This window comes from Exiguobacterium sp. MH3, assembly GCF_000496635.1.
Lineage (GTDB): Bacteria > Bacillota > Bacilli > Exiguobacteriales > Exiguobacteriaceae > Exiguobacterium_A > Exiguobacterium_A indicum.
Genome location: NC_022794.1, coordinates 2,843,815 through 2,858,536 on the forward strand (window position 1 = coordinate 2,843,815; position 14,722 = coordinate 2,858,536).

Consider the following 14,722-nt stretch of genomic DNA (forward strand, 5'->3'; position numbering starts at 1 on the left):
GGAGAGAAACGATTCCTATCTGGAAAGGATGATTGTCGATGTCGAACATGTCCGCTGTCGGTTTCCACCGACACTTACCACTAACGGAACAAGAGAGTCTGATTGATTTAGAACTGCCACGCCCGGAAGCAACCGGACACGATTTATTGGTTGAGATCAAAGCCGTATCGGTTAACCCGGTCGATACGAAAGTCCGTGCTCACGGGAAAGACGAAGACGCCCCGAAGGTCATCGGTTACGATGCAGCCGGAGTCGTCATTGAAGTCGGCGATGATGCCTCCCTCTTCCAAGTCGGTGATGAAGTCTATTATGCCGGTGCGATTCAGCGCCCTGGGTCAAACAGTGACTTCCAACTCGTTGATGAACGGATCGTCGCCAAAAAGCCGGAACGGTTGACGTTCAGTGAAGCCGCTGCTCTCCCGTTGACGACGCTGACAGCTTATGAAGCATTGACCGATCGTCTCGGATTGACGTTTGACGCTAAGTCGAATCTCGAGAAGACGATTCTCATCATTGGAGCTGCTGGTGGTGTCGGTTCAATCGCAACACAACTCGCGAATCACGCTGGGCTGACCGTCATCGGAACGGCGTCGCGTGACGAGACGATTGATTGGGCGAAGGAACACGGTGCACATCATACGATCAATCACCACGAGGCATTACGTCCTCAGCTGGAAGCCCTCGGCTACAAATACGTCGACTATATCTTCTGTCTCAATGCGACGGACCAACATTTTGAGACGATGGTCGATGTAATTGCACCGCAAGGGAAAATCTGTAGCATCGTCGAGACAGATCAAAAACTCGATTTAAGTGCGCTCCAACAAAAGAGTGCGACGTTCGTTTGGGAGTTCATGTTCACGCGTCCGCTGTTCGAGACAGAGGACATGATCCGCCAACATGAGATTCTGACGCAAGTCGCAGCATGGATCGAAGAGCATACACTCGAGACGACGGTCACACAGACGCTAATCGGCATGAATGCCGACAACCTAAAAGAAGCACATCGTCTTGTCGAAAGCGGAAAAACGATTGGGAAGATTGTCGTCGAACATCATTAATGGGCATCGGAGCAGGATGGGAGTAAAATCCCGTTCTGCTTTTTTTATCGTTCTTTGTTTTCTTTGTGAACCTGAATCTCTTACTTTGAAGATAATTTAAGCATTATGACTATATTTATTCGTCTAAAAAATGTACGATTACGGTAACAAATATTCCAATGTAATACATCTAATCGACGCTTGATACACATAGACAAAGGAGCATCCATAATCCATATGCGAAAATGGTTCAATCAAAAGATCAGCCGACAGATCATGTCGTCGTTTTATCTCATTCTTATCACACTATCGATCTCTTCCCTGGCTGCTTATTTTTACACGAACCACCAAGTCACGGATGCGAAACAGGAGCTCGATGCGATCAGCTTACGTGAAGATCGAGCGACGAAACTTTGGGACGATTGGCAGTCCCTTCAATACGAGATGCGGGGCTATATCGTCTTCGGTGACGATGCCGTGCTCGACGTGATTGATGAAAAAAAAGCCTCACTTGAACAACAGACCGCTTGGTTTGAGAAAAATCGTCTCTACAAAGCGGATCAAATCTATGCGTCTGATATCCGGTCGCTCTATAACTCGTATACGAACTTCGTCATGCCAAGCTTGATTAAATATGTTCAAGCGAAGCAGTCAGGCACGATCGACGAACGTTTCTTGCAGATGCCAAGTCTGAAGGCGATGATGCCACAAGTACCACGGGACCCGAACCGGAAATTCAAAATGAATGCCTCGAATAGTGAGACGATGCGTAAAAGCGTCAACACGATGGAGAGCACATTCACAAACTATCGGAGTAGTCTCCGTGCGAAAGAACTCGGTGCAAAAGAACAACTCGTCACCCAGACAAAGTACGCTGAGTGGATTTGGCTCGTCAATCTGCTCGTCCTATTCCTTGTTATCTTGCTGATTGTCCGCCCGTTCATCGAACGGACGACACGACAAATCCATCTCTTGAGTAAAGAAAGTAAGCTTCTTGCGAGCGGTGAGCATACGCTACCACTTATTCCACTCAACCGTGCTGACGAGATCGGTGAATTGAGTAAATCGTTCCATCAGATGGCGACAGCCTTGATTGAAAATAAACACCAATTGATGTCGACGAACGTCAATCTCGAAGATGCCTTAAAACTGACGCAACGAAACGAATCTCATTTGCGCCTACGAAACCAATTGACCGAAACACTGGCATCGCGCGATAGCATCAGTGCTTATCCTTCTGTCATCCAAAAGATGGTTGAGATCACGCAGTCTGATCAAGGCGCACTGATCTTTAAAGAAGGAACAAAAGTCATCGATATTGTCTTTTATCCACAGACACCGCTCACAGTCGAGGATTGGATGCCAACGATTGAGCCGTTATTGCGTGAATCGCGACAAGATAAACGACCGCATACACAGTTCGAGGACGAAGTCGCACGCGCTGTCACACCGGTTCTTGACCCGAGTCAAAATGAGATCATCGCCTATATCTTCTTGTCCCGCGATCAGGATCGGTTTGATCGTTACGAGCAGGAAGAACTAGCCGCCTTCGCGCGCCAGCTGGCATTGTCACTCTTGCGGATGCGGACGTTCGACGAGATTGAACGTGAGCGGGAAAAAACGGCGCGACTATTGAACTCGATTCGTGAATCGATCGTCTATATCGAACCCGAAGGCGATATTCAATTGATCAACCGACCATTGCTCGATCTGTTTGACCATCCGGTTGATGACAGTATCGATGAGAACGGACTGATGAACATCACTCCGTCTGTCGTCCAACTTAAGCATCGCGTCGACCAACTACCGGAATTCGAACGTTACTTGAAAAAGACGTTCGTTCAGCGTGAAATCGGTGAAGGAATCACCTTCTCAATCGATCACGAGCGACGCTTCATCAAGACGTATTCCGAGAGCATTCATTATGGTGGACAGTTCCGCGGGATTCTACTCGTCTTACGTGACGTGACGAACGAAGTCGAGATTGACCGGATCAAAAACGAACTCGTCTCGACGATCTCGCACGAACTGCGGACACCACTCTCGTCGATCTATGGCTTTACTGAGCTGATGATTCAGCGTGACCTGCCACCGAAGCGACAGAAGAAGTATCTCGAAGCGGTCCATTCGGAAACAGAACGTCTTTCGCTGTTGATCAATGACTTCCTCGACCTGCAACGGATGGAAGCAAACCGTCAGGAATATGAGATGGCACCGTTTGATATCGTCGCGATGATTCGGGATTTGAAACAGTTGCATAGCCTGTCGTCGTCTTCCCACGCGATTGAAATATTCCGAAACGTCGAACCGCTGATCGTCGAAGGGGATGCGAAGAAGATTCGCCAATTGTTCAGTAACCTGATCAACAATGCGATCAAATACTCACCAGCTGGTGGAACGATCGATATCCAACTGACGCGACACGCGTCACGTGTCACCGTCGCGATTCAAGATGAGGGTATCGGGATTCCTGCTTCTGCGATGAGTAACTTGTTCCAAAAATTCTATCGTGTCGACAATTCGGACACCCGTCAAATCGGCGGTACTGGTCTTGGGCTCTCAATCTGTCGCGAAATTGCGCGTGGGCATGATGGAGAAATCCATGTCGAGTCGATCGAAGGACAAGGTTCGACGTTCACAGTCGAACTTCCGTTGACGCAAAATACATGATGCATATGAAAAAGCGCCAGAATGCGAATCAGCATTCCGGCGCTTTTTGAATTAGGTAATGTTATGAGTTGAGACGGCTTGCCACTTCAACCGTCCGTTTCGCTTGATGGCGCACGGCTGGTTCGACCGATTCGACCATGTTGCCGTCTTGGTCGACAGTGACCGATGTACCATATGGATTTCCGCCCGCTGCGAACAAGACAGGATCCGAATAACCTGGTGCTGCAACGATTGCACCCCAGTGGAACATCGTCGTATAAACTGCGAGAACAGTTGCTTCCTGACCGCCATGCGGATTCTGTGCCGACGACATCGCACTGACGACTTTATTAACGAGTTTGCCTTGTGCCCACAGTCCGCCTGTCGTGTCGAGGAACTGTTGGAATTGTCCTGGGACATGACCGTAACGTGTCGGGACGCTAAAGATAATCGCATCTGCCCAGTCGAGTAGATCCGGTGTCGCTTCTTCGATATCACGTGTGGCATCCGCATGCTTTTGCCACAATGGGTTCGAAGCAATCGCTTCTGCTGGGGCTGTCTCCTTGATTTTCGCAAGGCGGACTTCTGCTCCTGCCGCTTCTCCCGCTTCTTTTGCCCATGAGGCAAGTTGATGGTTCGTTCCGGTTGCGCTGTAATAGATGACCGCTAGTTTCACGTTTGACATGACTTCGCTCCTTTTTTAAAAGACAGTGACGGACGATGGACGTACACGCTTTCTATTCCCGCTTTCTGCGCAAATTAACGTCAATTGTTTGAATTCAAGAGGAAATATAGACCAATTTTTCGACTACATCATGGAACAAGCGAACATGGCTGTCCACATCTGGGCGTTCCACCATTAAACGTTTAGGGTAAAGAACGTGTGACGACACACGTAAGGAGTACTGACCATGGCGATTCGCTACACCCTTTATCTGTTACTCGGCATGCTGAAGTTCATGCTGTTTAGTTACTTTACAAAGACCGATCTTTCGCTCCATTTAACACTCATGAACCTGGCCGGGATGCTGATCCTGTCGAGCTGGACGTTACTGATTCCGTGGAATAAACGCCGCTGGGTCTGGCTCGGTCTACTGCTCGCGCACAGTTTTCTACTGGCTTCCGACATGTGGTACTACCGTTACTTCGAGGACTTTCTCTCCGTCTCGCTCCTCTCACAGATGACGCAGATGAGTGACGTCAGTAGCGGCTTCACCGCCTTGATCGTACTGCAAGATTTCCTTTTGTTCGCTGATAGTTTGATTTTCGTACTACTGCTTTTCGTCTTCCGCAAGCGACCGGAAGTGACGACGAAGCAAACACGACGCCGGACGGCGGGAATCCTTGCAGTCAGTGGTATCGTCTTGTCTGCTTCGCTACTGACGTACCGGATGCTAACGGAAGAGCGTCAACCGACGGCAACGATCTCCGATATGCGTGACTACTACCTGTTTGGCTTTTGGGGTTATCATGGATGGGATGTGTTTAAAGGCGTGACTGGACGACCCGGCGACGGACTGACGGCACAGGAACAACAGCGCATCAATCAAAAGGAGCAGACGAATCCAACGGGTCCGAAGCAGACGCCAAATATCATTCTGGTGCAGCTCGAGTCGTTCCAGGCTTCAGTCATCGACCAGACCATCAACGGTGAAGAAGTGACGCCGAACCTGAATCAATTGAAGAAGGAATCACTCTACTTCTCGTCGTTCTACCACCAGACGCATGAAGGACGAACTTCGGACGCTGAGTTCATCACGAACACGTCACTTTATCCATTAAAATCAGGCTCTGTCTATACGCGATATCCGACGAATGAATTCGAGCCGCTCCCTGCATTACTTGAGAAAAATGGATACGATACGGCAGCGATGCATGCCTACGAAAAAGGCTTCTGGAATCGTGACGATGTCTACAAGAACATCGGTTTTAAGCACTTCTTCAGCCAAAAGGATTATTCAAAAGAGAAGAAAATCGGCATGGCACTGAACGATCAACAGTTCTTCCTCGAATCGATTGATCACATGGAGACGTTGCAAGAACCGTTCTTCTCGTTTTTAGTCGCGCTGACGAGTCATACACCGTATGAAATTGACAAGGAAGACCAGACGCTTGATCTATCTGGTTATGAGGATCCAATGCTGAAACGGTATTATCAGACCGTCCATTACGTCGATACCGGTGTCGGAAAGATGATCGACGAGTTGAAACAACGCGATCTTTGGGATCAGTCTCTCGTCATCTTTTATGGCGATCACGATAGTGGACTTGTCAATGAAGACAGCGAGATGCGCAAAAAAGCGGATATCTCGTCCCCGATTGCTGCCTTTGAACTCGAGCGCCGCATCCCACTCTTCATCAAAAAACCCGACCAGCAAACCGGTCGGGTCATGAAAGAGAATGGCGGACAGATCGATATCGCACCAACAATCATTGATCTATTGAATCTTAAGACGTCCTATATGATGGGACAATCCCTCGTCGATGATCAACCGAATCTGACCGGCTTCCGTGATGGTTCGTTTCGCTACAAGGACTATTACTATGAAGCGGATTTGACGAAAGCATCCGGTGAAGGCACCTGCTATGACGTCTCGACAAAAAAGAAAGTTGAGCTGAAGTTCTGTCGAAATCAAGTCAAGGATGTGAGTAAGCAGTTAAAGCTGTCGGATAAGATTATTGAGGAGAATGAACTGGAGTAATCAAAGGACATCTGATTTTCTTAAAATAAACAAGCCTGACTTCTCACTAGACGTGAAGAAGGTCAGGTTTGTTTATTGATTGTTATCTCCACCTATCCTCGAGCCCATCAATAGCAAGTAAAATGGTCTTCGATCCATTGCCATTCTTCGTCAAACAAGACTTCTCTTTTTGTTTGAATGATCCAATGAAACAGTTTAGGAATCGCCTGATGGGAATGCTGGTATCGATGTAAAAATCGAAGAGCGATTAGGACTTCATCTGTTTTTATTTGTCGCATTCGCTTCAATAATGTTTGTACACGTTTGATCACCGGTTCAATCGCTGCTTCATCACCATGTCGCTCAATTGCGACTAACGCATACTCTCTCACCTTGCTAGATCGATCTTTTAGTCCATGCAAAAATATTGAAAGATTTGATCCATTTCCAAGTTCACTTAGCGCAGCTAGAGCCGAATGCCTCGCGTCTCCTCGAGAATGATCCAATAAAGGAATCAGATAAGGAACGGCTCGTTCTGTTCCAATCGTGGCTAAAACAAAATTAGCACTCATGATATCAAAAGAGTTACTTGATGTCGTAATCAAACGAATTAGCGCACCTTCTGCTATCTCATCTCGACAGGCTCGCAATGCTCGAATCGCAGCTTCTCGAACAGACGACCGAGAATCGTCTATATATTTCACAATTCGTTCTGTATCAGGAATGCATTGTTGTTTTGCTAGTTCTTCCAAAATGCTTTCGAGAAGACTCGGCTTTGTCTCTTGCTCCAGTTTTTCAAGCAATAACATCCCTGCACGAACATCTCCCGAATTCACACCAATCGTTCCAATCATAAAATAAAGATGTTTTTTTTGTTCTGCTTGTTTCACTTTGTCGAGTAAAGTTTTCAATATCGGAAGCATATTCGCGTCCCTAAAATGATGGACTCTTTCATAAGCCAAGTCGGATGGTGAGCCTTCGTTCGTATAGCACTTCACTTCTTCATGATAGAGGTATTCTTCATCAGACATCTGTTCAACTAAATATAAAATCTCATCGTCCTTCATATCTTGTAGTTGCTCCTTAACCCTTTAAATATCTTTTTAACTTTGTTCTAGAGCAAACTGAATTAATTGATACGATAGCCAGAACATTAAGCATCCTATTCCAAAATCCAGTACTTTCCACGCTTTTGGTTGTTTAAACACAGGAATGAGCCATCTCGATCCATATCCTAATCCAAAAAACCAGACAAATGAGGCAATCAAGGCTCCGATCAAGAAATTGACTTTTTGATCAAACGTCAAAGTCCCAGCAATACCACCGATGACGACCACCGTATCTAAGTAGACATGTGGATTTAAAAGTGTGATTGCTAATGTGAGTAAGATCGTTTTGTGAATGGGCATGATTTTAGAATCTGTTGAAACATCCATTGTATGTGATGACGAAAATGCACTACGAAAAGATTTAAATCCATACAAGAGAAGAAATAGTCCTCCGACAATCGCAAGACCAACATTTGCAAACGTATTATTCTTAATGACGGTACCAACTCCCAGTACGCCCGTACACATCAATAACACATCGCATAAGAAACATACTAGCGCTACCCAAAAAATATTGTTTTTCATTAAACCCTGTTTAAGAACGAACGCATTTTGAGCGCCGATTGCGACGATGAGCGTACCCGACGTTACTATACCTTTTAAAATTTCATTCACTTGACGTCTCCTCTCTCGTTATCTTTATTTCTAAAATGACGAGTACTGTTTATGTAATTCTTTCAACTATTAAGTATACTATCGCAAACAAAAAGTACCGAACCCTACTTACTAGGATTCGGTACTTTTAGGTGAAATGTCTTACATCATTCCGCCCATTCCACCCATGCCGCCCATATCAGGCATTGCAGGAGCAGATCCGGCTGGTTCTGGTTTATCGGCGATGACGGCTTCCGTCGTCAAGAACATCGCTGAAACGGACGCTGCGTTTTGAAGTGCTGAACGCGTTACTTTCGCTGGATCGACGATTCCTGTCTCGATCATGTCGACATACTCGTCCGTTGCCGCATTGTAGCCCATTCCTGGCGCTTCATGCTTGAGACGCTCGACGATGACCGAACCTTCTTGACCTGCGTTTTCCGCGATTTGACGAAGCGGTGCTTCAAGTGCGCGAAGCACGATGTTGACACCTGTTGCTTCGTCACCTGTTGAGACCGACAGAATCGATTCGACGGCTTTCGTAACGTGAATGAGAGCTGTTCCCCCACCTGCTACAATACCTTCTTCGACCGCTGCGCGTGTCGCGTTAAGTGCATCTTCAATCCGGAGCTTGCGTTCTTTGAGTTCTGTCTCGGTTGCTGCCCCGACTTTGACGACTGCTACGCCGCCTGCGAGTTTCGCCAGACGCTCTTGTAATTTCTCACGATCGAAGTCACTTGTCGTCTCTTCGATTTGCGCACGGATCGTACCGACACGTGCTTCGATCGAATCCCCGTGTCCGTGACCTTCGACGATTGTCGTGTTGTCTTTTGAGACGACGACTTTCGACGCGCGACCGAGTTGCGTGATTTGTGTTTCTTTCAGATCAAGACCGAGGTCTTCTGTGATCAATTCTGCGCCTGTGACAATTGAAATGTCCTCAAGCATTGCTTTCCGGCGGTCACCAAAGCCTGGTGCTTTGACTGCTACCGCGTTGAACGTACCACGGAGTTTGTTGACGACGAGTGTCGCCAGTGCTTCGCCTTCAACGTCTTCTGCGATAATAAGGAGTGGTTTGTTTTGTTGAACGACTTGCTCGAGGACTGGAAGAATCTCTTGGATGTTCGAGATCTTTTTGTCCGTGACGAGGATGTACGGGTTCTCAAGGACCGCTTCCATCTTATCTGAATCCGTAATCATGTATGGTGACGCGTAACCACGATCGAACTGCATGCCTTCGACGACGTCGAGTTCTGTCGTGAAGCCGCGTGATTCTTCGATCGTGATGACACCATCTTGACCGACACGTTCCATAGCTTCTGCAATCAATTGACCAACTTCTTCGTCTGCTGCTGAGATTGCTGCGACTTGGGCGATTGCTTCTTTACCTTCGATTGGTTTTGCGATCGTGTGCAACTCTTCGACAGCGCGACGGACCGCTTTTTCGATTCCTTTACGGATGACCATCGGGTTTGCGCCCGCTGTAACGTTTTTAAGACCTTCACGAATCATCGCTTGTGCGAGGACTGTCGCTGTTGTCGTACCATCCCCTGCGATCTCATTCGTTTTTGAGGCAACTTCTGCAACGAGTTTTGCACCCATGTTCTCGAAATGATCTTCGAGTTCGATTTCTTTTGCGATCGTCACACCATCATTCGTGATGAGTGGTGAACCGAACTTCCGCTCGAGGACGACGTTGCGTCCTTTTGGTCCGATCGTGACTTTGACTGCATCCGCTAATGCGTCGACCCCGCGGAGCATTGCTCGACGTGCTTCTTCACTGAATAAAATGTCTTTTGCCATGACTGAAATCCCCCTTTAGATGATTGACTGAATTACTCGGCTACTGCCAAAATATCGCTTTCGCGTAAAATTAAGTATTCATTGCCGTCGACTTTGACCTCTGAACCGGCATATTGTGCATAGATGACGTGATCTCCGACACTCACTTCAAGTGGTACACGTACGCCTTGCTCTGTCACACGGCCTGTACCGACAGCGACGACTTTACCCTCTTGTGGTTTTTCTTTCGCTGACCCAGGAAGAACGATTCCTCCGAGTGTTGTTTCTTCTTTTTTAACGACTTCGATCACGATGCGATCACCAAGTGGTTTTAACATGCGAAACATCCTCCTTGAAAATGACTGTTTTTTAGCACTCACTTTAGTTGAGTGCTAACATATTTTTATCTTATACGCTTTCTCTTCTGAATTCAAGCCTGAACCTTTATCCGTTTTCCCGAAATCTACACCTTTGAATCATCGTCAATCGTGCGCCAAGACCGTTTGTTTGTTACAATCGGGACAGTACCTTCATTACAAAGGAGTTGTGTCCTGTACGATGAAAAATCCAATCAGTCTGCCTTTCGTGATGGCGGAGAAGTGGCAAAAGCGTCACGTCATTCCGATCATCATCTATCTGATCGTCCAATTGGTTCCGGGTTCGTTCCAGTATTTCCTTCCGAAAAACGTCATTGCTGACGTCGCCGGTTGGTGGCTTGCGATCGGCTTCACGGTCGCCGTCATCGTCTCCTACTACTGCCTGCGTCCCGATTGGCAGAAGTGGAAGGCAGAGGGACGTCAAACCGATCCGATGGATACGTTGAAATGGATCGGAATCGGGATCGTGCTCCTGTATGCGCTCTTGATCAGCGTCAACTTGATCGATGCCTGGATGGCAGGCGGGATCGAGAATGTCGCGAAATCGCAAAATACGGATCAGATCATCCAAGCGATCCAAGTCATCCCACTCCTTCAAGTCATGGTCGTCCTGCTCGGACCGATCATGGAAGAGTTCTTGTTCCGGCATATCCTGTTCGGGAATCTCTCCTCGAAGCTCGGTTTCTTCTTCAGCTTCATCTTGACGGGTGCCTTGTTCGGACTGATTCACCAAGACAACAAATTTTTAATCTATGTCGCGATGAGTTTTGTCTTCTCGCTCGTCTTCGTCAAGACGCGCCGGATCATTGCTCCGATCGCCATCCATGTCTTTAACAACGGAATCGTCGTACTCGCCATCTACGCGATGTCTTAATTTACGAAAGGTCGTGTTTTCATGCGTCAAAGCTCGAACTTCATGGCAGTATTCTATGCCATATTCGGTATTCTCTTCATGTTCCTCGCCTACAACAACTCGGTCGAAGCAGGAACGGTCTTTAACTTCTGGACGATCCTGCTGACGTTGTTTGCCGCGATCGACTTCTACCGTCTCTACTTGATCTTCCGCTTCCGCGCAGCAGCAAAGAAGATGATCAAGAAGGAACAGGACAAAAAGAACGACAAACAATAAAAAAACGAGATTTCCGTCAGACGGGAATCTCGTTTTTTGGTTTATTCTTTCGCTTGACCCTTGCGGTAGGAATCGATGATCGTCTTCGCCACATCGAGACTCAACCGTTCATCTAAGACCAAGTTCTTGATCATATTGACGAACTCGACATCCTCTTGCTGCACCGAATCAATCCGCTCGATCAACTGGTTCAACTTCGCCCGGACGGTCGGGTAGGATACTTGATAGGCAGTTGCCATATCCTTTAATGAACCAGAGCTCAAGACGAACTTGCGGATGAACTCGAGATGCTCCTGTTCGAGTGCCAGTACCCAAGCGGGCACGTCTTGTCGTTCCATCGTGTTCCCTCACTTCTCTTACAAATCTTGAATCTCCATTCGTTCTTTTTCACGCTTCAGTTGCTTGCGACGTGAGTTAACTCCCATCTCGGCCATTGAGATCATGAGTGATAAACAGGCAAACGTTCCCATCCGAATCACTGACTCCCGATCCGACGTGTGTGGTCCTGTTCCGAAATACCAGTAAATTCCGAGCCCGATGATGATCGCTGGAATGATGAGGCTCCAGACTCTTCCTCGCCGTGCTAAGTAAAATTGTACGATACAGACTGTGACAATACCAATGACGATTCCTACCGTTTCCATCCTATCGCCTCTCCCCTATGATTATATCAATAATATTAACTTTATAATTAATAATATTCAACATAATTTTAACTATAATCAAAAATAAGGGATTTTATTTAAAAACAATCGACTTTAATCTATTTTCAAGGACGAAAAAAAGAAGGACTGACGATTCAGTCCTTCCTTATATTTACGACAATCACGCACTGCGGACGTCGTCTTTTTTACCTTCTGTCGACATGAACGTCTCGAGTTGGTCTTCGTCAAGGACACCTTCCCACTTCGCGATGACGAGTGAAGCGAGCGTGTTTCCTGTGACGTTGACGACCGAGCGCATCATATCCATGATTCGGTCAATCCCCGCGATGAAGGCAAGTCCTTCTGCCGGGATACCGACCGTACCGAGTGTTGCGAGTAAAACGACGAATGAGACGCCAGGAACGGCAGCCATCCCTTTTGATGTCAGCATTAAGACGAAGACAAGCGTCAGCTGTGTTCCAATCGAGAGATCAATCCCGTACATCTGTGCGATGAACAAGGCTGCGAGCGCTTGATAAAGCGCAGATCCATCAAGGTTAAACGAATAACCCGTCGGTACGACGAAACTGACGATTGATTTCGGAACACCCATCTTCTCGAGTTTTTCCATGATCCGTGGCAGTACCGTCTCAGACGACGCCGTCGAATACGTCAGCAATAACTCGTCTTTGAAGATGCGTGTGAAATCAGATACCCGAATACCAACCCACTTCATGATGGCACCGAAGACGACGACCATGAAGAGAAGCGCTGTGACGTATAACGTCGCAATCAATTTAAACAATGAACCGAGCGATTCAATCCCGAACGTCGAGACCGTGACACCGATTAAAGCGAAGACACCAATCGGCGCAAATTTCATGACGATATTGACGAGATTGAACATCGCTGCTGCGACGCCTTCAAAGAAACGAACGACCGGTTGGCCCTTCTCTCCTGCAAAACCGACACCGAGTCCGAATAAGACCGAGAAGAAAATGATGGCAAGCATATCACCGCGGACCATCGCGTCCAAGATGTTCGTCGGAACGATGTTGACGATCTTATCGACGAGTCCTGCGTCTTGTGTCGTCTCTTCCGTCTCGACATATGTCGAAATGTCCGTTTTATCGAGTGTCGACATGTTAATACCAGCACCCGGTTCAACGAGATTGGCTGCGAACAGCCCCGTGAAGATGGCGATCATCGTCACGATCGTGAAGTAACCGAGCGTTTTGACGCCAAGACGTCCGAGACTTTTCGGACTACCGACTGATGAGACACCGAGGACGATCGTCGTGAAGACAATCGGAACGACAATCATTTTCATCATCCGGATAAAGATGTCACCGATTGGCTTGAGCCACTCCGCGACATGGGGATTCCCATAAAATACACCACCGACTGTGATCCCGAGAATCAAGCCGATTAAAATTTGCCAGGCAAGACCAATTGGCTTACGTTTCGTAGTTGTCATACTCTTCCTCCTTATACATCCGTCTTACTTGTATCCTACATGTAGTGGAACATAAGTAGAATTTTGTCCTAAATACAGTACGTTGTCAAATCGTTCTGTTATAGTACAAAACTAGATTCTGTATAAAAAAACGTCCAAAATCCGCTTGTTTCCAAGCATTTTGGACGTTTGAACATTATTCAAGATTGTTGATTGACGCGTTCCTCAATCAACGCACGATTGCGTTTTTTAAAGACTTCGTTATGTGACGAGACCATCGCCACTTTTGGCGCTTCCGGCTCAATGAAGCGTTTTGCCCGGTTGACGGCATTCGCCGCATCTTGAAAGGCACCTGAGATCAAATGGACCTTCCCGTCGTGTGAAAGAATATCTCCGGCAGCATATAGTCCCGGTACACTCGACTCGCTCGCTGCGTTACCCGCGATATAGAAGTCATCGACCCGTGCGATATCGAGATCACAGGCGTCAAGCAGTGCCGCGTCCTGCTCGTAGCCGTGATTGATGATGACTTCATCAATTGGAATCTCAACGATTTCCTCTGTTTGACAGTCGATCAATTCGACTGATGCGATCCGTTGATGATCAGGACTTGCGATCAGCTTGTGAATCGTCGTGTTGAGGAGACAAACAGCCGAACTTTTAACGAGCTGGTCGACTTGCGCCTCGTGCCCCGAGAAACAATCCCGGCGATACGTGACGTAGACTTTTTTCGCGACCGGTTCGAGCTCGTTCGCCCAGTCGATCGCAGAGTTCCCACCACCTGAGACGATGACGGTCTTTCCTTTAAAGCGTTCAATCGATTTGACCGTATAGTTCAAGTTCGACACTTCAAAACGCTCCGCGCCCTCGACTTTTAATTTTTGTGGATTGAGGATGCCGCCGCCGACCGCGACGATGACCGTCTTCGAATAATGGATCCGACCCGATTCTGCTTCTAAGACGAAGTTGCCGAAGACGTCTTTTGCGATCGAGATGATCTTTTCATTCAATTGAACAGTCGGTTGGAACGTCAGTCCTTGTTCGACGAGTTGAGCCATGAGTTTTTCACCAGTGATCGGTGGCTGTCCGCCGACGTCCCAGATCATCTTTTCCGGATAAACGTGCAATTTTCCTCCGAGTTCTGCTTGATACTCAATCAATTTCGTCTTCATGCCCCGAAGACCACTATAGAACGTCGAATATAACCCTGCAGGTCCTCCGCCGATGATCGTTACGTCGAACAACTCCTGTTCCCTCATCT

Annotated in this window: 14 protein-coding genes; 5 read left to right on the plus strand and 9 right to left on the minus strand. The window is 47.4% G+C overall.

The genetic code is table 11. The features are described 5' to 3' along the window. The first annotated feature begins 47 nt into the window (after positions 1-47). Positions 48-1,061 (plus strand): zinc-binding alcohol dehydrogenase family protein, encoded by a 1,014-nt coding sequence (locus tag U719_RS14710; protein ID WP_041255581.1) that lies wholly within the window; start codon positions 48-50, stop codon positions 1,059-1,061. A gap of 216 nt (positions 1,062-1,277) precedes the next feature. Then, complete coding sequence (locus U719_RS14715) at positions 1,278-3,710, plus strand: ATP-binding protein (RefSeq protein ID WP_023469581.1); 2,433 nt, start codon at positions 1,278-1,280, stop codon at positions 3,708-3,710. 61 nt (positions 3,711-3,771) lie between these two features. On the opposite strand, the gene wrbA is transcribed toward U719_RS14715, so the two are convergent. Next, positions 3,772-4,374, minus strand: coding sequence for an NAD(P)H:quinone oxidoreductase (gene wrbA, locus U719_RS14720; protein ID WP_023469582.1), 603 nt, complete (start codon positions 4,372-4,374; stop codon positions 3,772-3,774). Positions 4,375-4,600: 226 nt separating this feature from the next. Here wrbA and U719_RS14725 point away from each other — a divergent pair, with 226 nt between their 5' ends. Then, positions 4,601-6,391 carry an LTA synthase family protein gene (locus U719_RS14725; protein ID WP_023469583.1) on the plus strand — a complete coding sequence of 597 codons (1,791 nt, stop codon included), beginning with the start codon at positions 4,601-4,603 and terminating at the stop codon, positions 6,389-6,391. 107 nt (positions 6,392-6,498) lie between these two features. On the opposite strand, the gene U719_RS14730 is transcribed toward U719_RS14725, so the two are convergent. The 4 genes from U719_RS14730 to groES form a co-directional block, all read right to left on the minus strand. After that, the gene (locus U719_RS14730) at positions 6,499-7,401 is read right to left on the minus strand and encodes a HEAT repeat domain-containing protein (protein ID WP_158408711.1); all 903 of its coding nucleotides are present in this window, start codon (positions 7,399-7,401) and stop codon (positions 6,499-6,501) included. 72 nt (positions 7,402-7,473) lie between these two features. After that, complete coding sequence (locus U719_RS14735; RefSeq protein ID WP_023469585.1) at positions 7,474-8,094, minus strand: LysE/ArgO family amino acid transporter; 621 nt, start codon at positions 8,092-8,094, stop codon at positions 7,474-7,476. Positions 8,095-8,235: 141 nt separating this feature from the next. Beyond that, entirely contained in the window at positions 8,236-9,876 is a 1,641-nt protein-coding gene (gene groL, locus U719_RS14740) for a chaperonin GroEL (protein WP_023469586.1), read from the minus strand. Between the two features lie 32 nt (positions 9,877-9,908). Continuing rightward, on the minus strand, positions 9,909-10,193 hold the full coding sequence (gene groES, locus U719_RS14745; protein WP_023469587.1) for a co-chaperone GroES: 285 nt from the start codon (positions 10,191-10,193) through the stop codon (positions 9,909-9,911). A gap of 220 nt (positions 10,194-10,413) precedes the next feature. Between groES and U719_RS14750 the strand changes: the two genes are divergently transcribed. Both U719_RS14750 and U719_RS14755 read left to right on the plus strand, forming a co-directional pair. Then, positions 10,414-11,106: a CPBP family intramembrane glutamic endopeptidase gene (locus U719_RS14750; protein ID WP_023469588.1), complete on the plus strand. Its 693-nt coding sequence runs from the start codon at positions 10,414-10,416 to the stop codon at positions 11,104-11,106. 42 nt (positions 11,107-11,148) lie between these two features. Continuing rightward, positions 11,149-11,361 (plus strand): DUF4305 domain-containing protein, encoded by a 213-nt coding sequence (locus U719_RS14755; protein ID WP_230088481.1) that lies wholly within the window; start codon positions 11,149-11,151, stop codon positions 11,359-11,361. A gap of 41 nt (positions 11,362-11,402) precedes the next feature. Here the strand turns inward: U719_RS14755 and U719_RS14760 are convergent, their stop codons facing one another. The 4 genes from U719_RS14760 to U719_RS14775 form a co-directional block, all read right to left on the minus strand. After that, entirely contained in the window at positions 11,403-11,699 is a 297-nt protein-coding gene (locus U719_RS14760) for a DUF2089 family protein (RefSeq protein ID WP_023469590.1), read from the minus strand. 18 nt (positions 11,700-11,717) lie between these two features. Next, positions 11,718-12,005, minus strand: a complete 288-nt coding sequence (locus U719_RS14765) for a hypothetical protein (protein ID WP_023469591.1) — start codon at positions 12,003-12,005, stop codon at positions 11,718-11,720. Between the two features lie 181 nt (positions 12,006-12,186). Then, positions 12,187-13,482, minus strand: a complete 1,296-nt coding sequence (locus tag U719_RS14770) for a cation:dicarboxylate symporter family transporter (RefSeq protein ID WP_023469592.1) — start codon at positions 13,480-13,482, stop codon at positions 12,187-12,189. 179 nt (positions 13,483-13,661) lie between these two features. After that, positions 13,662-14,720: an NAD(P)/FAD-dependent oxidoreductase gene (locus U719_RS14775; RefSeq protein ID WP_023469593.1), complete on the minus strand. Its 1,059-nt coding sequence runs from the start codon at positions 14,718-14,720 to the stop codon at positions 13,662-13,664. Positions 14,721-14,722 lie beyond the last annotated feature (2 nt).